This window comes from Polynucleobacter sp. AP-Elch-400A-B2 (assembly GCF_018688355.1).
GTDB lineage: Bacteria > Pseudomonadota > Gammaproteobacteria > Burkholderiales > Burkholderiaceae > Polynucleobacter.
Window position 1 is genome coordinate 1,300,292 of record NZ_CP061317.1, and the last position, 22,389, is coordinate 1,322,680.

Genomic DNA, 22,389 nt, shown 5'->3' on the forward strand with positions numbered 1-22,389 from the left:
TGTCCTTATTTATTAACTTTGTCGTACCAGAGCTCATGGTGCTCTTTGGCCCAAGTAGCATCAACGTAGCCAGTTTTCATACCGTCAATTGAACCTTGCATACCGATAGAGCCAATGTAGATGTGCCCCATTGCCATTGCAGTCATCAAGATAGCAGCAGCGCTATGAATAATATTAGCCAACTGCATAGTGCCACGGAGATACTGCACATCCATAAACGGCACGATCATATCAAGTACAAACCCTGAAGCCGAAATAGTGAGGCCTAAAACAACCATACCAAACCAGAACCAGATTTTTTCACCCATGTTAAAGAAACCTGCAGGTGGGTGCTTACCAGTCAATGCGCCGCCAAGCGTCATCAACCAAGTAAGGTCACCCTTGCCTGGGATGTTGCGAGTAGCAAACAGTAAGAAGAAAATGACAACGCTCAAAGTGAACAATGGTCCAGAGTAGTTATGAATGTTCTTACAAATCATCAGGAATGATCCATAGGCTAAACCACCCATTAAAGGTAGTGCAAAGTACTTGCCCCACAAAATCAACATACCGGTTAAAGCTAGTCCAATAAAGCTGGCAGCCATTACCCAGTGGGTGAAACGCTCAAAGCCGTTAAATCGCTTAATTTTCTGGCCAGACAAAGGGGCGTGCAGTTTAATTGGGCCCTTAACTAAGAACAGGGCAGCAATACCAAAGAAGGCAATTGCCAAGATCCAAGCTCCGTAGACGGTAATGACACCATTACGAATCAAGCGCCACTGTTGACCAGCACGCTGAATTAATACGCTCGCCTCTTTATCAGGAATGCTGACATAGTTATATGGATCGCTATTAGCGGTATCCCATATCGCACCCTCTTTAGGAGCGGTATTTGCTGGCTGCGATTGTGCTTGAGTCCCCTTTGGAATTTCATTGAGATTCTTTGGGTAATCAATTCCGCTGGGGCTAGGCAGAGGTGGCATTGCTGCACGTTCAGCTAAGGCAATACCACTTAAGAGGCTTAGCGAGACACCAAGAGCTAAAGCCCAGGAGCGACTGACATTAATAAATGATCGATTCATACAAATATCCTTAAACGTTTTCGTTTTATTTATTGTTGTTTAACTGATCACTTAGCGCGTGAATATTCAGATTGACCCTGATTGCGCTTGTTAATCGCTTCCGTCCAACTTACTTGATCACCAGGCTTCCATCCTTTAGTCATGAACCCATTGTCAGCACCCATATATGGTGCTACATCTGGGCGCTTAGCTGCATAAGCTGCAAGTTCAGGCGGTTCAGAGCAAGCGGATAACAACGTACCTGCTACCAGTCCGATGGCGAGAATTTTGAAATTCAATTTCATGATTTCGCTCCTGGAATTTTGGCGGCTGGTGTTGGGGCTGGAGCTGGTGAACCTGCAGGACCATAAGCAGTTGACCAACCAAAGATGTCATTGCTTGGATATCTACCATTTGCTTCACGCACTGAAACACGCTTAGCGTAAATACTAGAAATCACATCGCCATCTCCACCAATCAATGCTTTGGTAGAACACATCTCAGCACATAAAGGCAACTTACCTTCAGCTAAACGGTTACGGCCATATTTCTCAAACTCAGCAACGCTACCGTTGGCTTCTGGACCACCGCTACAGAATGTGCACTTGTCCATTTTGCTGCGGACGCCGAAGGCGCCCTTGCTCAGGAACTGAGGTGCACCAAATGGGCAGGCAAAAGAGCAATAGCCACAACCGATGCAAATATCTTTGTCATGTAAGACTACGCCTTCATCAGTGCGATAGAAGCAATCCACTGGACAGACAGCCATACAAGGCGCATCCGAACAGTGCATACATGCAACTGAAATAGACTTTTCTTTACCGACAATACCGTCGTTAACCGTAACAACGCGGCGACGAGTAATACCCCAAGGCACTTCGTTGTCGTTCTTACAAGCAGTAACACAGCCATTGCACTCAATGCATCGTTCTGTATCACATATAAATTTCATTCTTGCCATTGTGTTCTCCTGACTTTATTTTTTAACTTAGGCAAATTTTTCGATTTGGCACATGGTGGTTTTAGTTTCTTGCATCATCGTTACCTGATCGTAGCCATAGGTTGTGGCGGTATTTACCGCTTCACCTAAAACTACTGGGGCAGCGCCCTCTGGGTAATATTTGCGCAAGTCGTTACCCTGCCACCAGCCAGCGAAGTGGAATGGTACGAAGGCAGTGTCTTGATCAACACGCTCAGTAACCATCGCACGCACCTTGATCTTGGCACCCGTTGGAGACTTAACCCACACATAGTCCCAATTCTCAATGCCGCGAGCTTCTGCTGCCTTAGGATTGATCTCTACGAAGTTCTCTTGCTGTAACTCAGCTAACCATGGGTTGGAACGAGTTTCATCACCTCCACCTTCGTACTCAACCAAACGACCAGAAGTCAGAACGATTGGGAACTTTTCATAGAGCTTGTCGCTCAAGTTCTTGTCTTGTAGCGTTTTGTATAGAGTTGGTAAGCGCCAGAAATTCTTCTTATCCGCAGATGTTGGGTACTTACGCATCATTGGCTCATTGGTACTGTAGAGCGCCTCGCGGTGAGTCGGAATAGCATCTGGGAAGTTCCACACCACGGCACGTGCTTTCGCATTACCAAATGGATGGCAACCGTTTTTCATGACCACGCGCTGAATACCACCAGAGAGATCAGTCTTCCAGTTCTTGCCATCTGCAAGCTTTTGCTCTTCTTCAGTTAATTGATTCCACCAGCCGAGTTTCTTCACAAGTACGTGATCAAACTCTGGGTAACCAGTGGTGATCGCTGAACCCTTAGAGCAAGAACCATCTTCAGCCAATAAATTCTTACCATCTTTTTCCACACCGAAGTTCGCACGGAAGTTACCGCCACCTTCCATCACACTCTTACTGGTGTCATAGAGGTTTGGTGATCCTGGATGCTTAATTGAGGCAGTGCCGTAGCAAGGCCAAGGCAAACCATAGTAATCACCTGTCGTGTCGTAACCAGTTACTGGATCAACGCCACCACGTGACTTCAATGTTTTCGGATCAAATGAACCCGCCATTCTCATGTGCGCTTTTAAGCGCTCAGGAGTTTGACCGGTGTAACCAATAGTCCATACGGAGCGGTTGATCTCGCGCAAAATTGATTCGATCTCTGGCTCTTTCCACTGCTTGCCAGCAAACTTTGAATTGAGCATCTTGTAATTCTTGGAGAGCTCTTCTCCAAAGCCAAGGCGATCTGCAAATGCTTGCATGATCACATGGTCAGGAACTGACTCAAACAATGGATCAATGACTTTCTCGCGCCACTGCAATGAGCGGTTTGAAGCGGTAGCTGAACCTGTTGTCTCGAACTGGGTTGTAGCAGGCAATAAGTACACATTGCGATTTTTGTTTATAGACTGGCCTTCAGCAGGAGGCATTGCTGCCATTGCCGCAGTAGCACTTGGATAGGGATCAACCACTACCAACAAATCCAATTTATCCATCGCACGCTTCATATCCAAACCGCGTGTTTGTGAGTTCGGCGCATGACCCCAGAAGAACAAACCTTTGACGTTGGTCTGTTGATCAATCATGTCATTCTTTTCAAGTACCGCGTCAACCCAACGAGAAACCGTAGTACCGGATTTCTCCATCATGTCGGGAGCGTAGCGACCTTTAATCCACTCATAGTCAACACCCCATACAGTTGCAAAGTGCTTCCATGAGCCTGCAGCAAGGCCATAGTAACCAGGCAATGAATCTGGGTTAGGACCAACGTCAGTTGCACCTTGAACGTTATCGTGACCGCGGAAAATATTTGCACCACCACCGGACTTACCGATGTTGCCCAAAGCCAATTGCAGAATGCAAGATGCACGAACCATGGCGTTGCCGATGGTGTGTTGTGTTTGACCCATACACCAGACCAAAGTGCTTGGACGATTCTTCGCCATTGTTTCAGCAACTTTGTACATCTGCGCTTCTGGAACGCCACAAGCCTCTTCTACATTTTTAGGAGTCCACTTTTCCATCACTTCTTTGCGGATCTCGTCCATACCGTAAACACGGTCATTAATGTACTTCTTATCTTCCCAACCATTGTTGAAGATGTGATAGAGAACACCGAATAAGAATGGAATATCAGTGCCTGAACGAATACGAACATACTGATCAGACTTCGCTGCAGTACGGGTATAGCGTGGGTCAACTACGATAACCTTGCAACCATTTTCTTTTGCATGCAATAAGCTGAGCATAGACACTGGGTGCGCTTCTGCAGCGTTAGAACCAATGTACAAAGCCGCCTTCGAATTCATCATGTCGTTGTAGCTATTGGTCATCGCACCATAGCCCCAGGTGTTAGCAACACCGGCAACAGTAGTGGAGTGGCAAATACGAGCTTGGTGGTCTGTATTGTTGGTTCCAAAGAAAGAAACCCACTTACGCATTAAGTAAGCTTGCTCGTTATTGTGCTTTGAAGAGCCAATAAAAAAGAGTGAATCTGGACTGTACTTGCTACGCAAATCTTTCATCTGCGCAGTGATTTCAGTCAAAGCCTGATCCCAAGAAATGCGTTGATATTTGCCGTCAACCAACTTCATTGGGTAGCGCAAACGGAAATCGCCGTGGCCATGCTCGCGCAAAGATGCGCCCTTAGCGCAGTAAGCACCCAAGTTAATAGGGGAATCAAATGCGGAGTCTTGACGAACCCAAACACCATTCTCAACGGTAGCGTCAGTTGCGCAACCTACGGAGCAGTGAGTACAAATTGTTCTCTTGACCTCGATCTTACCCTTGCCGTCCAGCATTGTCTTGCTTTGCTCAGCGGATGCCTTTTGCACCAGCGTTAATTGGCTTGCCGCGATACCAGCACCAACACCCACTCCGGAGCGCTTGAGGAAGGTACGACGATCCATCGTTGGCACGGCAGACTGAAGTCCACGTGACAAGCTGCCAATGAGGCGTGATGCAGGTGTAGAGCGACCGCTCTGTGGGGTATTGGATTTACGAGTCAGACTCATATGTTGTCCCTGAGAAATTTTTATTTAATTATTTGGAAATGGCTTAATTAAGAACTTGATTTAAAGCATGGTGGTTTCGTAATACTTACGAATGTGCGCTGTGAGCTGATAGCCATCATCTTTACCCTGCACTGTGCTGCCAATTTCTTGAATCACTGCTTTGCCAATCGGCGTTTGGGAAGCTATTGCTACCGCTCCAACAGTGGCACCTGCCCCGATGAAAAACTTCCTACGGGAAGGCTTGTTTTCTTCGTTTACTGTGGCTGTAGATTTGGTGCTCATCGTATGCTCCTATTTAGTGCTAATTTGATATTTATCAAGTTTAGTTGGTAATTGCATTTCTGTCATATTAGCGACACAAAATTTATATAAAAAGGGGGGGTAAACACTAACCCCTCTTTTTGATGCAATTTAGGGCTTAAAGCATGTCGAAACTTTGGCCTTCAATGGCGAGAAACTCCCGAGCCAAGGCGGCTACTGGGTGATAGAGGTGCATTTCAGGGATATTTTCTATTGAATCGCAGAGTTCGTCGTACCAAGGACGGATATGGCTATTGAAAAAGACCCTTTGATTTGTAAGGTTTGAAATCTCCACATCATCGCCTGCGATGAGGTATCTCATGACCTCACATAGGGCTGAGATATGGTCCTCAGTCTCAGTAACCTCTTCTGCAGACTCCAAGCCGAAAGTGTCTAGAGATCGACGGATCTCGACTAAAGGCTTCTCGTTTAAATGGCCAGCCATGTAAAAGGAGCCGTTCAAAATGATGTTGGGTCGCCCTACGCTAATGAAGTTCAGATCAAACTCATCGTGCCAGGCCTTAGCGGGGTTATTTTTAGCAGCTTCAACTACGCTATGCCAAACCTTCGCCAGTGGAGCATCTTCTGCCCGGCTCTCTTCTCCATCCGGAATGGAGGCGGCAATTTGATTCAGTAACTCCTGGTCGGGTGGTTGATGAAAGAGTCGAGCAATCAAACCATACAGGTCTGCACGAGCAAGCTCCTCGGGCAAGCCCTCATCACCAACAGTGGTTACCGCACCTTCTTGTATCTTTTCACTCATTGTTCTTTATTCACCATATCAACCACACGACAATCACTACACATCTTGAGTCTCTCTAAGGCAGCGCCAGCAAAAGCCCCGTGAGCGCCCAACTTGGAGAGCATCAAATCCACCATCTTGGAAGTTCCAAATACCTTCCCACAGCTAATGCAGTGAAAGGGCTTGGTTTCATTTAGCTCAACCTTTTCCTTGCGCTGCTCTACTGAAAGCAATCGAGGTGATAGTGCTAAGGCCTGCTCGGGGCAGGTCTGAACGCAGATACCACATTGAACGCAGTGCTTTTCAATAAAGGAAAGCTTCGGCTCATCCAGGTTATCCAATAGCGCGCCCTCAGGGCAGCTACCCACACAAGACATACAGAGAGTGCAAGCATCCTTGTTGATATTGAGTCCGCCTAAGAAGGATGACTTTGGCAATACTGCCCCAGCCACTGGAAGTGGTGTTTTGGCTTGCTTTTGCAAATGCTCCAAGACCATCTCTATGGTTTCGCGTTTCTGATTCCCCAAACCAAAACTGGCCGGAGAACAAATAGCCGGCAGAGCACCACGCTGACGAAGCTTGGCCATGGCAGAAGATGCTGGCTGCAGGCCCCCAATGGAGTCGATCTGTATTAACGAGAACCTGGCATCAAATCCATAGGCAGCCAGAATGGCATTCCCTAAATCGGTTTGCGTCTCTAGTGCGGCGCGATAAGCAGGATCCTCATCACCTGTTAGCAACAGAATCACTTCGCCAAAACCATAACTGAGCGCACCTAGCCATAAATCCAATCCAGTAGAAGCAATATGCTCAATGCCATAGGGTAATACAAAAGATGGCAATCCTTCAGACTGCTTTGGCTTTAAGTGAGCCAATCGTCCTAGAGAATCTAAAGCTTGGGTTCCAGCTTGAAGTGTATGCAATAGCAATACAGGTGCTTGCGCTTGTTTAGTCTTAGCGCTCTCGAGGGCAAAGATGTTCGCGAGAGTTTTAATCTCTTTACCTTGATGAGGCACGCTTGGGTAGTTGTAGCGCATTGCGCTAGATGGGCAAACTGTCGAGCAAGCTCCACAGCCCATACACAGATTTGGATTGACTTCTATAGTGCCCTGGCCATTTTTGAATAGAGAAGAAATGGCACCTGTAGAGCAAACATCGATACAAGCATTGCACCCGACTTTGCCATTACGTCCATGGGCACAGACTTTCTCGTTATAGGCAAAGTACTTTGGCTTTTCAAACTCGCCGACTAGACCTAATAGTTGGCTGGCAACTAATGCTTGCTCCAAAGAATCATTGCCGGGAGCAAAGTAGCCTTTTGGAGTCTGACTCATGCGCATCTGCGGATCAACACGCAGATCCATGATCAAATCAAACTCAGCACTGCGCTTACGCTCTACTCGATCAAAATTAATCGCACCAATACCGGCACAAGCCGTGACACAGGCACGATGGGATTTGCATTTATCTAAATCAATCTGAAAGGCATCATCAATTGCGCCCTCAGGACAAACTTCAACGCAGGCCCCGCAGCGGGTGCACATCTCTGGATCAATTGGGTTTTGCAAATCCCAATCTACGGAGAAATTACCTAGATAACCATCTAACTTAGTAAGACTACCGGTGTATATCGGAAAGTTTCTGGCGATGGGTAGTGCGCCCGGCTCGGTACATAAAACAGAGACATCAAGAGAGTCACTAAGCTTTTCAGCCCAAGGCAAAGCTTGTTTACCAGGACCAACGATCAGCAGGCGCCCTTGGCTTTCATAATTAACGACTGGGACGGGCTCTGCTTGGGGCATCTCAGCTAATGCCAGCAGTGCCGCAATCTTTGGAGTAGAAGCTTTTGCCTCTTGAGTCCAACCTGCTACCTCACGAATATTGACGAAACGCAATGGCGCAACTAAAGGCTTTGTTGATTGCTCAGCCAACTCACTAAATAAAGCGCTCTCTTGAGTACACGCAATCACGATGGAGTCGCTACCATCAAATGCCTTAATGACTGAACCCACTTCTTGTCTACACAAGGAAGTGTGCATGGTGAGACCCAGGGCCTTAGCATCCAAGGGCATGGTTCCATTGCAATTACAGACTAGTTTTTGACTCATTGATTTTTTCTCAACTGGTTTTTTTATCCACGGGCAAGGAGTCTTTATCCCCTACTTCCTGAATATTCGTTGGTGTGGATATTAAATCAGTCTGAGCGCTTAGGGGTAAAGCCTGCCCTGCTGGTTCAGGCGGTACCTTGGCAACAGTTTTCTTATCGTCGGCCTCCTCATCGCCGTCCTTGCGGAAGATATTGAGCATGTCCGATTGCACCATGCGTTTGAGCATTTCTAGGGGGATGGGGTCAGGTTTGGAATAGTCGTCAATATAAATATCCAAACCATCCATGATGTTGAAATGCGGATCTGAGAACATCTTCTTCATGGCAGCTTGCTGAACTACTGGGTCTACATCCGGCTTCATAAAAGCAGAGAAGTCAGGTGCAAAACGATCTATCTTCTCGACATCATCCAAAGTTGCCGGTGGGGGAGTGTCCGCAGTGGGCTGCTGTACTTCAGGACTAGCTACTAAATCTTGCTTAGTCTGCTCGACTGGTTTTTTTTTAGGCTCTACCTGCTCACCAGCCTTGAGACGTGACCAACGGCCCAGAAATCCGCCGGCCATTAATCTTCCACCCCACGATTAGCGCCTTTGAAAGACTCAGGGCGATGTCGCTTCTTGGGCTCAGGACGGTAATTTTCATTCACATATTCTTGTAACCAAGAGGCGTGCTCTGAAGAGAGTGGCACGCTATCTACTGACTCGCCGCCATCCAATAAGCGCCCTGCTTCGTTGTAGCTGACGCTAATGCGGTGTGGAACTGCAATCGTCGTCTCTGATTTAGCGAGTTCAATAGACTGAGCATCGATATAGCGCTCAATATCTTCCTCTAAGCGCCACATCACAAACCAACACGGTTGAGTAGCTGAAAGATTGAGGTAATAGCCCTCACCCTCATCTGGAAAAAGGTTAAGTTCATAACCAGTGAATAACCAAGATTCACCTTGCTCATCGCGCCCTAAAAATTGCCCCACGATTTTGTTCTCGACACTGGCTGTATTGGTGAACTCTCCAAAATCCGGCAATACCTCGTGAGGTACCCACCGATATGAAATCCACGGGTTATCAACAAACTGCTTGCGCATGATCACAGCAAAACGCATAAGGCCTCAGGTGTTTTGAACCACAATGTTCGGAAATTTATTACTCATATCTTTAGATAGCGCTGCTACTTTGATAGCAACTCGTCTTGCAATCGTTTTATAGATTTCGCTGATGGCTCCATCAGGATCTGCCACTACGGTGGGTCGACCCGCGTCTGCCTGCTCACGAATAGATAAGTTCAGGGGCAATGAACCCAAAAAGTCGACGCCATATTCTTGGCACATCTTTTGACCACCGCCGGTACCAAACACATGCTCTTCATGTCCACAACTTGGGCAGATATAGGTACTCATATTTTCGATGATGCCCACAATCGGTACGCCCACCTTTTCAAACATCTTAAGGCCCTTACGCGCATCTAACAAAGCAATGTCTTGTGGGGTAGTCACGATCACCGCACCTGTGACAGGCACCTTTTGGGCAAGCGTGAGTTGAATATCGCCGGTGCCAGGAGGCATATCTACGATCAAATAGTCGAGATCACGCCAACGGGTTTGACGCAGAAGTTGCTCTAAGGCAGAGGTCACCATGGGGCCACGCCAAACCATAGGGGCATCGTTGTCGATCAAAAAACCAATCGAACTCGCTTGGAGGCCATGACCTTCCATGGGCTCCATCGTGTTTTCTTCTATGGATTCTGGTCTACCGGTAATACCCAACATCATCGGCTGGCTTGGTCCATAGATGTCTGCATCCAACATGCCTACTTGCGCACCTTCAGCGGCTAAAGCTAAAGCAAGATTGACTGCGGTAGTTGACTTGCCGACGCCGCCCTTACCACTAGCTACAGCAATGATATTTTTTACATTAGGCAATAGTTTGACGCCGCGCTGAACAGAGTGTGCAACGATTTGACTGCTGACATTCACGCTGACGTTTTTAACCTCAGGTAATTCACGGAGAACGGCAATCACCGATTTACGAATGGCATCAAATTGGCTTTTTGCTGGATAGCCTAAGACAATATCCAAACTGACATCGCTACCATCCACGCGTAAGTTTTTAACACTCTTGGATGTTACGAAATCAATTTTAGTATTTGGGTCAATCAGACCCTTTAGTGCTGCTTGCACAGTCTCTACAGTAAGCGACAAAACTCTCTCCTATTGAGAAGGGCGGGCTTTTGAAAGCCGGCTCTACCTCTTTTATTAAGCCTAATGTTGAAAAATCAAATAGTGCGTAGATTAACCGCACATACAAAAAATTGCTAAAGTCAAATTCAGAGTTAATGAGAAACTGGAAATCCAGCCTCCGTGATGAGCCCAGAGGCTAACTCTGGAGAAAGAGTCGTTTCTAGCGTGACCACCTGAGTCGCCAGGTCCACCTGAACCTGAGCCTGAGGATCTTGGGCTTGCACAGCCCGAGTGACTGCGTTGATGCAGCCACCACAAGTCATTCCTGAAACCTTGAGCGTAAACATGGCTAACCCTTTAAAACAGTAAAAATACAGTTGTTAATGGCTTTTTTTCACCCATCAGTAGATTATCTTCTACATGAGCCCCACAGAATCGTCTAATTCAGAGTTTTATACCCTCGATATCGGCGGAATGACCTGCGCTTCCTGTGTTAGCAGGGTAGAAAAGGCTTTAGACAAGATTCCCGGGGTAGAGGCGGCTAGCGTCAACCTAGCCACCGAGCAGGCAAGAGTTCGTGTTCATCGGGGCTCATCAAGCTTGGCGGACATCATCGCGCTAGTGAAAAAGACAGGCTACGAAGCCAAAGAAAGCTCCGCTCGGGGCAATCCAGATCAGAAAATTGGTAAGCCATTTTGGGCTGCTGAGGGCTTAGGCCGAGTGATTCTGAGTTTTGCGCTATCAGCCCCCCTCTTCTTGCCCATGCTTTTCATGTCATTTGCCATTCATTGGTCTTTATCAGGCTGGTGGCAACTTGCCTTGGCCACACCAGTCCAGTTCATTTTGGGATGGCGATTCTACGTAGCGGGCTATAAATCAGTCATAGCTGGTGCGGGCAATATGGACCTACTCGTTGCTTTAGGTACCAGCGCTGCTTATGGACTTAGTCTCTATATCTTACTCACTTCAAGTCACGCACATGAACTTTACTTCGAAGGATCAGCGGTCATCATCTGCATGGTCTTATTGGGTAAATGGCTTGAGGCACGCGCCAAGCAACAAACAAGTGAAGCGATTCGCGCCCTGCAAAAACTCTGGCCAGAGCATGCCAAAGTGTTGAACGCTAATGTTGATCTCCAGGGGAATACAGGTATCGGCGCCAATCAATATCGCGACTTACCTTTAGATCAAGTATTGCCTGGCGATAAGGTCTTCATTCTTCCCGGTGAACGCATTCCGGTAGATGGTGTCATTATTTTTGGTAGCAGCCATGTTGATGAATCCCTACTCACCGGCGAAAGCGAACCCGTTAAGAAATCAGTTGAGTCAAAAGTCATTGGGGGCGCCTTAAATGGTGAAGGTGCACTGGTAGTCATGGCGCAAGCCGTTGGTGTTGAAAGCGTGCTCTCACAAATTATTAACCTGGTAGAGGAAGCACAAACACAAAAAGCACCGATTCAAAAGTTGGTTGATCGGGTGAGCGCCATATTTGTGCCCACCGTTATTGTGCTTGCGCTCTTGACAGGCCTAGGCAATTGGCTTTACTTAGACTCCGTCTCCACTGCTATCTTGCGCGCGGTATCGGTCTTAGTGATTGCTTGTCCTTGCGCGCTTGGCTTAGCTACTCCAGCTGCAATCATGGCCGGCACTGGCATAGCCGCACGTTTTGGTATTTTGATTAAGGATCCACAAGTATTAGAGCTAGCTCATAAGCTCAATATCGTTGCCTTTGATAAGACTGGTACCTTAACGATGGGCAAGCCACGCATGCTCGCCCTACTGCCCTTAGATACATCACTTGCCGATGCCGATCAGATCCTTGCTACTGCTGCAGGCTTGCAATTAGGAAGTGAACATCCTTTAGCTAAAGCACTGCTAGCTTCATCAAAGGAAAAAGGTATTGCACCAATTGCCACCTCATTTAGCAAGGGCTTGCCTGGTATTGGAATTGAAGGTATTCCAAGTAGTGGTCCTTTTGCAGGTCAAACACTGCGTTTACAGAGCGTAGCCTCCCTCGAGGGGAGCAATCAGCACAAACTCGTTTTGCAAAAAGCACAGACTTATTTTGAACAGGGTCAGACTGTTTCCGTATTGATCAGCCCGGGTAGCGAAAGTACTGGGTTGCCCTCACCAGTTGCTGTAATTGCTTTTGGGGATGAATTGAAACCCAATGCAAAATCAGCGGTCGATGCATTGCATGCATTACATATTCGGACGGTGATGCTATCTGGTGATAATTTAGCTGCCGCTACTCGCGTAGGAAAAATTATTGGTATTGATGAAGTCTTCGCACAAATTATGCCCAGCGATAAAGCGCAAATGATTTATCAACTCCAAAATCCGCCTGCAGTTCAGAAACAGTATGTCGCGATGATTGGCGATGGCGTGAATGATGCGCCGGCATTGGCGATGGCGGATGTGGGTATGGCCATGTCTACCGGGACTGATGTTGCCATGCAAGCGGCTGGCATCACCTTAATGCGTGGCGATCCGACTTTGGTGGCTGATGCAATTGATATCTCCAAAAAAACTTGGAATAAGATTGCCCAGAATTTATTTTGGGCATTTGCATTTAATACGATTGGTATTCCGATGGCAGCTGTAGGTTATTTATCGCCCATGCTAGCTGGCAGTGCAATGGCACTCTCCAGTTTTTGCGTGTTAAGCAATGCCCTACTCTTAAAGCGCTGGCGCCCTCAGAATGTATAAGCTATTTGGAGTTCTTGCGCAATAATTCAATATCACCGTAAAGAGCACGGGCCTCTGATTTTGTATTGTCTGTATCAGTCAAAAGTGCGATGCCAATGACATTGCCCGGCGCCTCTCCATAAGCCAACTTGTAGTCCGCCGCTAAATCTCGCTCGTGCTTGCGCCACTCACCCAAACTATCTGAACCAGAGTCCACCACAATCATCTTCACTCGAGAAGTATGGGCATTGTTCAAAACTGTATTGATTGAATTCTTACCCGACCAGATGTACATCACTGTGGCGTAAGGCATTTCTTGACCACTAATTAAGCTAGCCATCTCAAAGGTGAGTTTTTCTTTGAGGGGAAGTTTGGATTTATTCCCATCAAAGGCTACTAAGATACGTAGTGGTGCATCGTCATGCTGACTGTCTGCATTATCTGCCTGCGGAATTACACCTACTGCCTTCCACTCCCATTGCAACCATAAGTTCTGCGCTGAGCGGGGACGTAGTTTTACCGCAAGACCAGATGCTGAGGTTTTGGAATTAGCAGCAAGCACTGTGCGGCCTTGATCATTTTCAAGGCGATAAAGCGTGTTCGTTTTATAGGGTGCGATGCGATAGAAATGCCAACCATCTGGCATGCCAGCATGTGGCTTCTCTGCAGAAAACTTGGGTAAATCCTCTTGAGCCAGCAATTGATCCGCATTGAATGCCTGCCCCGCCTCGTTCTCAACGGAGTTTCCAGTCAAGCCTGCACAACCCGCCAATGAGATAGCGATAGCGGTCAAAAGCAACAGGGATCGGAGGGGAGTTTTTATAAACATTCGGTTTATTGTCCCAAAGAATGGCTTGCTTAAGTCTAAAATCAATACATGCGCCATCAATCACCCTTAAGCTGGGCTGTCATCAGCATCTGCATTGCTGCACTAGTGCATTTTGCTCTGGGTTTCTCAATTGAGTTTTCTGTCGATGAAGCGCACTACGCTTTATACGCAAAACATCTTGCCTGGAGTTATTTTGATCACCCACCACTGGTAGGCTGGATCCAGTGGCCGCTAGTGAGTCTGACTTCAGCCGAGGGAATCATTCGCTTGATTCCCGAATTACTTTGGGTGCTCTCGGCTTTCTTGGTGTATCGAGTGACTATAGAAATTCACCGCTTGATACAAGGCCGTAATGCAGGCTACCTCACTACCGCCCTGCCTTCAGCAAATCTGTGTGGGTTGATGGCTGTCTTAGCCATCATTGCAGCGCCATTGCCCCATGTTTTAGCAATCGGTCTTTTGCCTGACACCCTACTTGCCCCCTTAAGTCTTGGCTTAATGTTGATGGCCTTACGTTGGACTCGCAAAGATCACTTCACCATTGCGGACTGGATCATTACCGGATTAATACTGGGCTTGGCAGGTCTGAGCAAGTACACCGCTGCGTTTACTGCATTTGCTTTGCTCTTCGTATTGTTAGCTTCACCCAAAAAAGTCTGGATTACTCAAGCTGGTTTTTGGCTTGCGGCAGTAATTGCATTGATCGTAATTAGCCCTGTGCTCTATTGGAACTGGGTCAATGATTGGATCTCGTTCAAATATCAAATTGCTCATGGCGGTGGTGGTGCTTGGGCGTGGCGTAGAGTCGGCGCCTTTGTAGGTATTCAGATTGTGTGCTTTGGACCCCTATTGATTTTGGGTGCCTATACTTTTTTAAGGCATTGCCTCCACTCGCACAAGTTGGTTCTGATTGCTCTGCTGAGTTTCTTCACAATTCCTTTCGTGATTTTTGCTGCCTTATCCGGTGGAGGCAGCCTGCCCCACTGGACTACGCCTGCTTGGTTTTGTCTTGCGCCATTCGCTGGCATCGGTCTTGCTAAAGCATGGGCTATGCAACGTCGTGTGGCAATTCGGATATTAGTTATTGGGCAGTTATTGATTTGCTTGCTAGGCTTTAGCTTTGTTCTGGCTGGAGGTATCACTAGCTCAGCAGTGAAATCCAACCCCATTACCGATCTCTATGGCTGGAAGCTCGCTGGCCAGAAAGCAGCTCAATTAGCGCAAGCTAGTAAAGCTAATGGGATCGCAGTACAAAACTGGACCTTGGGTAGTCGTGCTGCTTGGTACGCTCAGCCTCTTCCGGTCTTTGTGCTGGACCAAAGACAGGATCAGTTTGACCTTTGGTTTGGGCAATTACCGGCCGGTGCAAACGTCTTACTGATTAACTGGTCGGGGATGACTTTTAGACCTCCTGTCGGCGGAAATCTGGCCTTTGAAGTCTGTGAACCACTGGACCAGCTAGAAATTATTCGATTTGGGCAAGTTTTATCCAAATTTGACTACAGCCTCTGCCGGGACTGGCAGGATGCTGGCGCAGCGCCTTAATTCCCCAAATTCAGGACCTTAGGAGCCGTAGGCATTATCCTTACGCCTATGAGTTCACAACCCCAAGCCACCCCCAAAGCCACATCTGGGTGGAAAGTAATCCTCAAGCGGGCTTGGCCCACAATTCGCATTTTGTTGTCGGTCGCTCTTCTCTGGAAGGCCACCAGCGGAATTGATTGGCACGCCCTATTAGATTCTGATATTCAGATGAGACCCTGGTGGTTTTTGGCAGCCGGATTAACCATGATCTCAGCGTTTGTTTGTGGTGGACTACGCTGGGGATTTTTGATGCACAAAGTCGGTTTTCAGGGAAGTCTTGCTAATTTTGTTGCGCTCTACTTTGCTGGCGGACTCATCAATCAAGGTTTACCCAGCACGCTAGGTGGTGATAGTTATCGCGCCATTACTGCTACTCACTTAAACAGCAGTGGCAAGTTGATTGAGGCGAAGGAGCTTGATGAGGAGCTGCATCACTCGGTTGACCTAGAGTACGCAACTCCTAAACTGCGCCTGAGTTTTTCTATGGTGTTGGTGGATCGCTTGCTGGGCTTAGCGGGAAATAATTTACTGGGCGGACTTGGCCTCATTCTGGGTGGCGCAACCTTGGCCGCCTGGGGTACTGATTTAGGATACGCAGTTACCGGGATCATGGTGGCCGCAGGTTTATTACTCGCCGCTATTTTGGCGTGGGGGCCTAGCTGTAATTTATTGCAAAAATTACTAGACCGCATTCACATGAATCACGCCCTGCCTGGCATCAAACTCGCTTTTTCTTGGCCCATGAATGTCGCTCAAGCCGCATTTGCAATTGGCATTCACTCGCTCACTATTCTGACGCTGCTCTTCTGCCTCAAAGCCTATGGAGTTGATGCGCCGATTGAAGCCCTCATGATTGGCTTGCCTGCCTTGAGTCTTTTATTAATGCTGCCAATCAGCATCTCTGGCTGGGGCTTGCGTGAAGCTACACTCTCTTCTGTACTTGCATTGTGGGGCGTTAGTCCATCCATGACAGTACTAGCATCCATTAGTTATGGCGCCATTACCGTCTTATCGGTTTTGCCTGGCGCTTACTTTTTATTAAAACGGAAATAATCTTTTAGAGCCCTACTATGAGTATTAGCGTCAACACCATGCGTGCGATTGACCACTGGGTCGGTGTACCACTCTGCGCGATAGCAAGCCCAGTCGTTGCTCTGATTGATAGCGTTAAGAATATCTTTGCTCGCAATCCAGAAACGCCCCGCAAATTACTCTTCATTGAGCTATCTGAAATGGGTAGCGCAATCTTGGTGGATCCTGCCATGCGCAATGCACAAGCTCGTGGCGCTGAATTATTTTTCCTGATCTTCAAAAGCAACCGTGCCAGCCTGACTTTGTTAAACACAGTGAAGCCTGAGAATATTTTCACAATTGACTCTTCAAGCTTAGGCGGCTTAATTAAAGACACGCTCAAATTTTTACTACTAGCTCACAAGCACCGTATCGATACCGTGATTGATTTGGAGTTGTTCTCTCGCTTTACTGCCCTGCTGACTGGCTTATGTGGTGCGCGTCGCCGCGTGGGTTATCACATCTTTCATGGTGAGGGCTTGTGGCGTGGCTTTATGTTGACTCGCAAAGTTCATTACAACCCGCATATTCACATTACGAAGAATTTTCTCTCTCTGATTCATGCGGCATTTGCTAAAGAGATTGAGGTACCGTTTAGCAAAATCCATATTGCAGATTCAGAAGTTCGCTTAGAACAAGCGGTAATTGATCCAACAGTATTGAACAAAGTTCGCGATCGTATTGAGAAATTGAGTGCGAGTTTTAGCATTGCGTTTAAGCAAGGTGAGCAACGCCTCATCTTGGTCAACCCCAATGCTAGCGATCTCTTGCCACAAAGGCGTTGGGCTCAACAGCGCTTTTCTGAGCTGATTCAGGGATTAAATCAACGCTATCCAAATGATCTCATACTGATCACTGGCTCACCAGCTGAATTTGACTATGTTGAAAAAGTCCGTGCAATTGCCAATGTTAAAAATGCGCTGAACTTTGCAGGTCAAGTGAGTTTTGCAGAGTTGCCACCGCTCTACACCCTGTCTGATGTAATGGTTACCAATGATTCTGGGCCTGGCCACTTCTCCGCTGTTACTCCATTGCGGACAGTCGTCCTTTTCGGACCAGAAACGCCGGCTTTGTACGGCTCTATTGGTAAATCGATTGCCATTACTGCTAATCTGGCATGTTCACCCTGCGTTAGTGCAGCCAATCATCGCAAAACACCGTGCCATGACAATGTCTGCATGCAAGCCATTACGGTTGCTCAGGTGCTAGAAAAGATGGCGCATCAATTGAATGAAGCCGATCAAGAGCGGGCACATTAAGTCGCATGGCTGAGCAGCGCAAATCGGCTTTAGCAATTGCATCAATTGGAGTTTGGTGTGTTCCGCTTCTGCCACTGAGTCTAGCAATCGCCATTTACTTTGGTGAATTACAAACACCGACATTTTTATTTATTAATCGCTATACCCAGTTACTCCCAGATACTTTTTGGGCTTGGCTCACTTTTATTGGCAATGGCTGGGGTATCTTTGCGCTGTGCTTTCCCCTCTTACTACTAGCGCCTAGATTATTGAGCGCTGGATTATTGGCATCTTTAATTGGCGGCAGTATCAGCCAAGTTATCAAGCCTCTATTAGATCTTCCTCGTCCTGCTGGGGTTCTTGCTTTAGAAGACTTTTATCGCATCGGAGAGCCTCTATTGTATAAAGCAATGCCCTCTGGCCATACGTTGACTGCCTTTGCGGTAGCTTCTGGAATCTACTTTGCTAGTGATCGAGATAAAAGAAGCTCTTTGTGGTGGATCTTCATCATGGCAATTTTTTCAGGCATCTCTCGTAATGCGCTTGGCGCCCACTGGCTCACTGATGTATTGGCGGGCTGCGCTATTGGAATATGGTCCGGAATGCTGGGAGCGATATTAGCTGGGTTGATTCCAGAAAAGCAGATGGCAGTTAATCAGATTGGGCCTCGCTTGCTTGCACTAGGTGGCCTTACCACTATCTATGCGCTTCTTACGCAAACTTTAGACTCAGAACTGAATCAGTCTTTGCAATACGCGTGTGTGGCTTTAATTAGCATTACTTTAGTGTTGTTCATTAAAGCGCAAAAACCTAAGGCTATATAAAGATGTTTAGTTATCGCCATGCTTTTCATGCAGGTAGTCATGCCGATATTCTGAAGCATCTCGTGATGATTCATTTAGTTGAATATTTACAAGAAAAGCCAGGTGCTTTAACGATTGTCGATACGCATGCTGGTGCTGGCATCTATAGTCTGATTGATGGTTTTGCAACCGTCAGTAAAGAAGCTGATCAGGGCATTTACCGCTTGGCTAAATTTGCAGAGAGCAATCCGGTAAGTCCTGGCTTAGCTCAATATCTGGACTGCGTTCGCTCCGAAAATACTGCTAATGAAATTAACGTCTATCCTGGCTCTCCATTTATCTTGGCACAACTACTGAGAGCACAAGATCGTCTGAAGCTCTTTGAGTTACACCCCAAAGAAATTGATATCCTGCGCCACAATATTAGTCAGCTCAAGCAGTCAAAACAAGTCGATATTTATGCAGAAGATGGCTTTGCAAGACTGAAAGGCTTGATGCCGCCACCTAGTAGGCGTGGGCTGGTATTAATTGATCCCTCTTACGAGGATAAGCAGGATTATCGTTATCTCGAAACGGCGATGGAAGAGGCTTTGCTTCGTTTCGCTACCGGATGTTACGCAATTTGGTATCCCTGCCTCTCCAGAAGAGAATCTGCTTCTCTACCGGATCATATGAAAAAAATTGCGACGGCTCATAAACGGTCCTGGTTACAAGTTGAGCTTCGGGTTGAGAACGCACCCAAAGAGCGCCGACTTCAGGCTAGCGGCATGTTCATCATCAATCCACCGTGGACTCTTGAAAAGCAGCTATCTGAAAGCTTACCCATTCTTGTGAAGGCGCTGGGACAAGATAGCGGCGCCTCATTTGTATTAAAAAGTTTTGAGGCCTGAGCGGAGCTAGGCTTCTAGTCATCATCAGTTAAGGGGTTTTATACCTCTGAATCTTTAGTGCTCATGGCTTTTTTAATGATGATTGCCGAGAGAGCCAGCAACAATACCGCTCCACTCTCATATATCAAGTCAATCGTACTAATTCCCTTACCCTGCAGAATAATAAGCCTACAGAGGGCTGTAATGGCAATGAAGATGGGGATAGTGATTGGAATCTTGTTGTACTTGTAAAAAGCTGCCACCATACCTAGCACCTCGGCATAAATGAACATTAACAACAGATCGGTTAAAGTAATTTTTCCAATGAGAAGAACGTTATACATCTCTATGCCGACACTAAAGATAGTAAAAAAAGCAATAAGAATCAAAATAGCTTTTTCAGCCGCAGTAATCCAGTCATAAATTTTCATACTATATGCACCCTAAATAGACATCAGAGGAATTAAGTGGCGTCACTTTGTAAGACTAATTGCTGAAAAACTACTGGGATATTACTTGCGCAGTAATAACGTCTATTTCTTCTGGTATTTTTTTTGCTTACGAGATTAACGTTCATGAGTTTTTTAAGGTGAAATTGCAGAGTACCTGAGTCCACCCCAAACTGTTCAACTATTTCCTTGGGTGCAACACCGTCCTCACCTGCCTGCATGATGAAATCAAACACTTTTAATCTGATTTCACAACCCAAGGCTTCAAACACTCTACAAAATTTCATAATCGTCATATTAGTTCCTTTGCTTCACCTCAGAATCTGACCTTAAAAAATGACTTCTCTTATTGAGCGCTTGCCCTCAGGCTTGTTGAATAACGCTTTACGGCATCGACTAAAACAGCAACATTGTCCGGGGGAGTAAATTGCGAAATACCATGGCCCAGATTAAAAATATGTCCATCGAGCGGATTACCACCAACAACATCAGCCGTTGATAAACCTTGAAATAATTGCATCACGCGAGCATCTATTTCAGCAGGGTTTGCCAACAAAATCGAGGGGTCTAAATTACCCTGAATTGCAATTGGATTTTTGGATGCACTGTTAATGGTTTGTCGCGCATTTTTAAGTTCGATAGTCCAATCCAGGCCAATCACATTGGCGCCCGATTGCGCAATCTCACTTAACCAAAGACCTCCTCCTTTAGTAAACAGAATGATAGGTAGGTCTTTGTATTTGGGATTACTTTTAATACTGCTGATGATTGCTGACATGGGAGCCAGGGAGTACTCGAAATAGTCACTAGGGGTTAATAGGCCGCCCCAAGTATCGAAAATCATGAGAGCCTGAGCACCAGAGTCCGCTTGCAGTGTGAGGTATTCGGTGATGGATTGAACGTTGATATTCAATATTTTTTGAATGAGATCTTTGCGGTCGTAAAGCATCTTCTTTGTCTTGGCAAAGTCTTTTGATCCACCCCCTTCAATCATGTAACAAGCCAAAGTCCAGGGGCTGCCTGAAAATCCGATTAAGGGGACCTGCTGTTTGCCATTGGAGGTGAGCGCTTTTGAGATTGACGCTACAGCATCAAAAACATAACGGAGCTGCTCCATATCGGCCACTGGAAGCTTTTTAACATCCTCTTCGGATCTGATGGGGTGTAAAAATCTCGGCCCTTCACCACTATCAAAAGTCAGGCCCAAACCCATTGCATCTGGAACGGTCAGAATATCTGAAAATAGTATTGCGGCATCTAGCCCATAGCGATCGATAGGCTGCAAGGTGACTTCTGTTGCGTACTCTGGACTTTTAGCTAAGTCGAGGAAACTTCCTGCCTTAGCTCTAGTTTGGCGATACTCAGGGAGGTATCGTCCAGCCTGCCGCATTAACCAAACAGGCGTTCTTTCTGTTTTTTGAGAACAACAAGCTCTTAAAAAAAGATCGTTTTCTAATTCTGCCACCATACATTGATACCTATTAACTAGCGCAATCGCTCAATAGAACAAGTTGCCTTTTCCAAGGCATCTTCCCAAATACTATTGGACTGATGTGAAGAGGGATTTTGCTGACGTTTAGAGTCGCCTTGGCTAGTGCTGGCTTGAGATTTAGTGATGCTCACTAGTCTGGATAAATTCATCAACATCACCTGATCAGATCACAGTCTCAAATCACTACTTGAGATCACCATGACTGCCTAAGAGCCTATAAATGGGAATATTTACTTTATAAGCTCATTTGTGACGATACTCAAATGAAATATCTTAAGTACTTTCCCTAGACCCCTTTATTCCAAGGTCGGGAGGTCGAATTCAATATCTTTCAAGCAATCCCTAGGTTTGCGCAGAATATTTACTTAAGAGCTTCGAGGCTTCAGTTTTAATTGCGCACCCGAATCAGCACCTCATTGCGTCGCATAAAAGGGAGTGTCCAGGGCGGGTTGTAACGCGCAAACTGCGGCGGGCCAATGGCTTGCATATTCTTGGTCTTAATCCAATCCTCTAGAGCCTTGGTTTTTTCCAAAACTGTATCTTCACTATAAAAACCAGAGAAAGTAATCGCCGCCTTAATCTCTGCAGGCAGTTGCCTAATTTTGACTTGAGGATTTAAGGGTTTAGGCAAAGTTTCTAGGGTGTATTCAGAGGGCATGACAAACGAGATGGTCCATTGATTGGCGACACCCTTTTCAGGCTTAGCAGATTCAACGCCAACTGGAACGGTCATCGCAATTTTTGCACTTTTCTGCTGATCATTTGACTCTATCCCAACCGGGGTAGTCATCGCAATTTTTTCACTCACTTGGTTTTGACCAAAGATGAAGGCAGCTATTAAACGAAAACCTTGGCCTGAGGCTTTATCTAAATCACCCTCGACTGTGACCTCAGCAATCAGCTGTGGAGCATAGGCCCTTAACTCGAATGGTTCTGATTTTTCTAGGAGGGTATATTTGGGCTCTTCAGTTGCCATTGTGCTGCCTGCGATCAGAATGCTACTTAAAAAGAGTAGTGCTTTCAAGGAG

Annotated in this window: 23 protein-coding genes; 6 read left to right on the forward strand and 17 right to left on the reverse strand. The window is 46.6% G+C overall.

What is annotated here, in order from left to right; all coding sequences use genetic code 11:
• Positions 1-5: 5 nt before the first annotated feature.
• From FD977_RS06740 to FD977_RS06790, 11 genes are all read right to left on the reverse strand, one after another.
• Positions 6-1,061, reverse strand: coding sequence for a formate dehydrogenase subunit gamma (locus FD977_RS06740; RefSeq protein ID WP_215304382.1), 1,056 nt, complete (start codon positions 1,059-1,061; stop codon positions 6-8).
• A 47-nt stretch (positions 1,062-1,108) separates the two neighbouring features.
• A complete protein-coding gene (locus tag FD977_RS06745; protein ID WP_215304384.1) occupies positions 1,109-1,345 on the reverse strand; it encodes a hypothetical protein in 237 nt (78 codons plus the stop codon).
• Positions 1,342-2,001 (reverse strand): formate dehydrogenase FDH3 subunit beta, encoded by a 660-nt coding sequence (fdh3B, locus tag FD977_RS06750; protein WP_215304386.1) that lies wholly within the window; start codon positions 1,999-2,001, stop codon positions 1,342-1,344. Before fdh3B ends, FD977_RS06745 begins: the two co-directional genes overlap by 4 nt.
• 27 nt (positions 2,002-2,028) lie before the next feature.
• Positions 2,029-5,013, reverse strand: a complete 2,985-nt coding sequence (locus tag FD977_RS06755; protein WP_215304388.1) for a formate dehydrogenase subunit alpha — start codon at positions 5,011-5,013, stop codon at positions 2,029-2,031.
• Positions 5,014-5,073: 60 nt separating this feature from the next.
• On the reverse strand, positions 5,074-5,295 hold the full coding sequence (locus tag FD977_RS06760; RefSeq protein ID WP_215304390.1) for a formate dehydrogenase: 222 nt from the start codon (positions 5,293-5,295) through the stop codon (positions 5,074-5,076).
• 136 nt (positions 5,296-5,431) lie between these two features.
• Entirely contained in the window at positions 5,432-6,076 is a 645-nt protein-coding gene (locus tag FD977_RS06765; RefSeq protein ID WP_215304391.1) for a molecular chaperone, read from the reverse strand.
• On the reverse strand, positions 6,073-8,163 hold the full coding sequence (locus FD977_RS06770; RefSeq protein WP_215304393.1) for a 4Fe-4S dicluster domain-containing protein: 2,091 nt from the start codon (positions 8,161-8,163) through the stop codon (positions 6,073-6,075). Before FD977_RS06770 ends, FD977_RS06765 begins: the two co-directional genes overlap by 4 nt.
• 10 nt (positions 8,164-8,173) lie before the next feature.
• Positions 8,174-8,725 carry a DUF3306 domain-containing protein gene (locus tag FD977_RS06775; protein WP_215304395.1) on the reverse strand — a complete coding sequence of 184 codons (552 nt, stop codon included), beginning with the start codon at positions 8,723-8,725 and terminating at the stop codon, positions 8,174-8,176.
• On the reverse strand, positions 8,725-9,264 hold the full coding sequence (locus tag FD977_RS06780; protein WP_215304396.1) for a DUF3305 domain-containing protein: 540 nt from the start codon (positions 9,262-9,264) through the stop codon (positions 8,725-8,727). Before FD977_RS06780 ends, FD977_RS06775 begins: the two co-directional genes overlap by 1 nt.
• A gap of 6 nt (positions 9,265-9,270) precedes the next feature.
• Positions 9,271-10,359, reverse strand: coding sequence for an iron-sulfur cluster carrier protein ApbC (gene apbC, locus FD977_RS06785; protein WP_215304398.1), 1,089 nt, complete (start codon positions 10,357-10,359; stop codon positions 9,271-9,273).
• 131 nt (positions 10,360-10,490) lie between these two features.
• Entirely contained in the window at positions 10,491-10,685 is a 195-nt protein-coding gene (locus tag FD977_RS06790; protein ID WP_215304400.1) for a heavy-metal-associated domain-containing protein, read from the reverse strand.
• Positions 10,686-10,758: 73 nt separating this feature from the next.
• Here FD977_RS06790 and FD977_RS06795 point away from each other — a divergent pair, with 73 nt between their 5' ends.
• Positions 10,759-13,047 (forward strand): cation-translocating P-type ATPase, encoded by a 2,289-nt coding sequence (locus FD977_RS06795; protein WP_215304402.1) that lies wholly within the window; start codon positions 10,759-10,761, stop codon positions 13,045-13,047.
• Position 13,048: 1 nt separating this feature from the next.
• On the opposite strand, the gene FD977_RS06800 is transcribed toward FD977_RS06795, so the two are convergent.
• Positions 13,049-13,855, reverse strand: a complete 807-nt coding sequence (locus tag FD977_RS06800) for a DUF3047 domain-containing protein (RefSeq protein ID WP_215304403.1) — start codon at positions 13,853-13,855, stop codon at positions 13,049-13,051.
• A gap of 48 nt (positions 13,856-13,903) precedes the next feature.
• On the opposite strand from FD977_RS06800, the gene FD977_RS06805 reads away from it, so the two are divergent.
• Genes FD977_RS06805 through FD977_RS06825 form a run of 5 tightly spaced genes read left to right on the forward strand, consistent with a single transcriptional unit; the run spans position 13,904 to position 19,441 of the window.
• On the forward strand, positions 13,904-15,400 hold the full coding sequence (locus FD977_RS06805) for a glycosyltransferase family 39 protein (protein WP_215304405.1): 1,497 nt from the start codon (positions 13,904-13,906) through the stop codon (positions 15,398-15,400).
• 48 nt (positions 15,401-15,448) lie between these two features.
• Positions 15,449-16,492, forward strand: a complete 1,044-nt coding sequence (locus tag FD977_RS06810; RefSeq protein ID WP_215304407.1) for a lysylphosphatidylglycerol synthase transmembrane domain-containing protein — start codon at positions 15,449-15,451, stop codon at positions 16,490-16,492.
• Between the two features lie 17 nt (positions 16,493-16,509).
• Positions 16,510-17,769, forward strand: a complete 1,260-nt coding sequence (locus tag FD977_RS06815; protein ID WP_215304409.1) for a glycosyltransferase family 9 protein — start codon at positions 16,510-16,512, stop codon at positions 17,767-17,769.
• Positions 17,770-17,774: 5 nt separating this feature from the next.
• The gene (locus FD977_RS06820; protein ID WP_215304410.1) at positions 17,775-18,572 is read left to right on the forward strand and encodes a phosphatase PAP2 family protein; all 798 of its coding nucleotides are present in this window, start codon (positions 17,775-17,777) and stop codon (positions 18,570-18,572) included.
• Positions 18,573-18,574: 2 nt separating this feature from the next.
• A complete protein-coding gene (locus FD977_RS06825; protein ID WP_215304412.1) occupies positions 18,575-19,441 on the forward strand; it encodes a 23S rRNA (adenine(2030)-N(6))-methyltransferase RlmJ in 867 nt (288 codons plus the stop codon).
• 38 nt (positions 19,442-19,479) lie between these two features.
• On the opposite strand, the gene FD977_RS06830 is transcribed toward FD977_RS06825, so the two are convergent.
• The 5 genes from FD977_RS06830 to FD977_RS06850 form a co-directional block, all read right to left on the reverse strand.
• Positions 19,480-19,851: a phosphate-starvation-inducible PsiE family protein gene (locus tag FD977_RS06830; RefSeq protein ID WP_215304414.1), complete on the reverse strand. Its 372-nt coding sequence runs from the start codon at positions 19,849-19,851 to the stop codon at positions 19,480-19,482.
• Positions 19,852-19,883: 32 nt separating this feature from the next.
• Complete coding sequence (locus tag FD977_RS06835; RefSeq protein ID WP_215304416.1) at positions 19,884-20,165, reverse strand: winged helix-turn-helix domain-containing protein; 282 nt, start codon at positions 20,163-20,165, stop codon at positions 19,884-19,886.
• Between the two features lie 50 nt (positions 20,166-20,215).
• Entirely contained in the window at positions 20,216-21,337 is a 1,122-nt protein-coding gene (gene hemE / locus FD977_RS06840) for a uroporphyrinogen decarboxylase (protein WP_215304418.1), read from the reverse strand.
• Between the two features lie 17 nt (positions 21,338-21,354).
• Positions 21,355-21,510: a hypothetical protein gene (locus FD977_RS06845; protein WP_215304420.1), complete on the reverse strand. Its 156-nt coding sequence runs from the start codon at positions 21,508-21,510 to the stop codon at positions 21,355-21,357.
• A 239-nt stretch (positions 21,511-21,749) separates the two neighbouring features.
• The gene (locus FD977_RS06850; RefSeq protein ID WP_251369452.1) at positions 21,750-22,385 is read right to left on the reverse strand and encodes a heme-binding protein; all 636 of its coding nucleotides are present in this window, start codon (positions 22,383-22,385) and stop codon (positions 21,750-21,752) included.
• Positions 22,386-22,389 lie beyond the last annotated feature (4 nt).

Excerpts from the sequence above, each read along its gene's own strand:
- FD977_RS06740 (WP_215304382.1), bottom strand. The coding sequence starts at position 1,061 with ATGAATCGATCATTTATTAATGTCAGTCGCTCCTGGGCTTTAGCTCTT.
- FD977_RS06745 (WP_215304384.1), bottom strand. The coding sequence starts at position 1,345 with ATGAAATTGAATTTCAAAATTCTCGCCATCGGACTGGTAGCAGGTACG.
- fdh3B (WP_215304386.1), bottom strand. The coding sequence starts at position 2,001 with ATGGCAAGAATGAAATTTATATGTGATACAGAACGATGCATTGAGTGC.
- FD977_RS06755 (WP_215304388.1), bottom strand. The coding sequence starts at position 5,013 with ATGAGTCTGACTCGTAAATCCAATACCCCACAGAGCGGTCGCTCTACA.
- FD977_RS06760 (WP_215304390.1), bottom strand. The coding sequence starts at position 5,295 with ATGAGCACCAAATCTACAGCCACAGTAAACGAAGAAAACAAGCCTTCC.
- FD977_RS06765 (WP_215304391.1), bottom strand. The coding sequence starts at position 6,076 with ATGAGTGAAAAGATACAAGAAGGTGCGGTAACCACTGTTGGTGATGAG.
- FD977_RS06770 (WP_215304393.1), bottom strand. The coding sequence starts at position 8,163 with ATGAGTCAAAAACTAGTCTGTAATTGCAATGGAACCATGCCCTTGGAT.
- FD977_RS06775 (WP_215304395.1), bottom strand. The coding sequence starts at position 8,725 with ATGGCCGGCGGATTTCTGGGCCGTTGGTCACGTCTCAAGGCTGGTGAG.
- FD977_RS06780 (WP_215304396.1), bottom strand. The coding sequence starts at position 9,264 with ATGCGTTTTGCTGTGATCATGCGCAAGCAGTTTGTTGATAACCCGTGG.
- FD977_RS06790 (WP_215304400.1), bottom strand. The coding sequence starts at position 10,685 with ATGTTTACGCTCAAGGTTTCAGGAATGACTTGTGGTGGCTGCATCAAC.
- FD977_RS06795 (WP_215304402.1), top strand. The coding sequence starts at position 10,759 with ATGAGCCCCACAGAATCGTCTAATTCAGAGTTTTATACCCTCGATATC.
- FD977_RS06800 (WP_215304403.1), bottom strand. The coding sequence starts at position 13,855 with ATGTTTATAAAAACTCCCCTCCGATCCCTGTTGCTTTTGACCGCTATC.
- FD977_RS06805 (WP_215304405.1), top strand. The coding sequence starts at position 13,904 with ATGCGCCATCAATCACCCTTAAGCTGGGCTGTCATCAGCATCTGCATT.
- FD977_RS06810 (WP_215304407.1), top strand. The coding sequence starts at position 15,449 with ATGAGTTCACAACCCCAAGCCACCCCCAAAGCCACATCTGGGTGGAAA.
- FD977_RS06815 (WP_215304409.1), top strand. The coding sequence starts at position 16,510 with ATGAGTATTAGCGTCAACACCATGCGTGCGATTGACCACTGGGTCGGT.
- FD977_RS06820 (WP_215304410.1), top strand. The coding sequence starts at position 17,775 with ATGGCTGAGCAGCGCAAATCGGCTTTAGCAATTGCATCAATTGGAGTT.
- FD977_RS06825 (WP_215304412.1), top strand. The coding sequence starts at position 18,575 with ATGTTTAGTTATCGCCATGCTTTTCATGCAGGTAGTCATGCCGATATT.
- FD977_RS06830 (WP_215304414.1), bottom strand. The coding sequence starts at position 19,851 with ATGAAAATTTATGACTGGATTACTGCGGCTGAAAAAGCTATTTTGATT.
- FD977_RS06835 (WP_215304416.1), bottom strand. The coding sequence starts at position 20,165 with ATGACGATTATGAAATTTTGTAGAGTGTTTGAAGCCTTGGGTTGTGAA.
- hemE (WP_215304418.1), bottom strand. The coding sequence starts at position 21,337 with ATGGTGGCAGAATTAGAAAACGATCTTTTTTTAAGAGCTTGTTGTTCT.
- FD977_RS06845 (WP_215304420.1), bottom strand. The coding sequence starts at position 21,510 with ATGAATTTATCCAGACTAGTGAGCATCACTAAATCTCAAGCCAGCACT.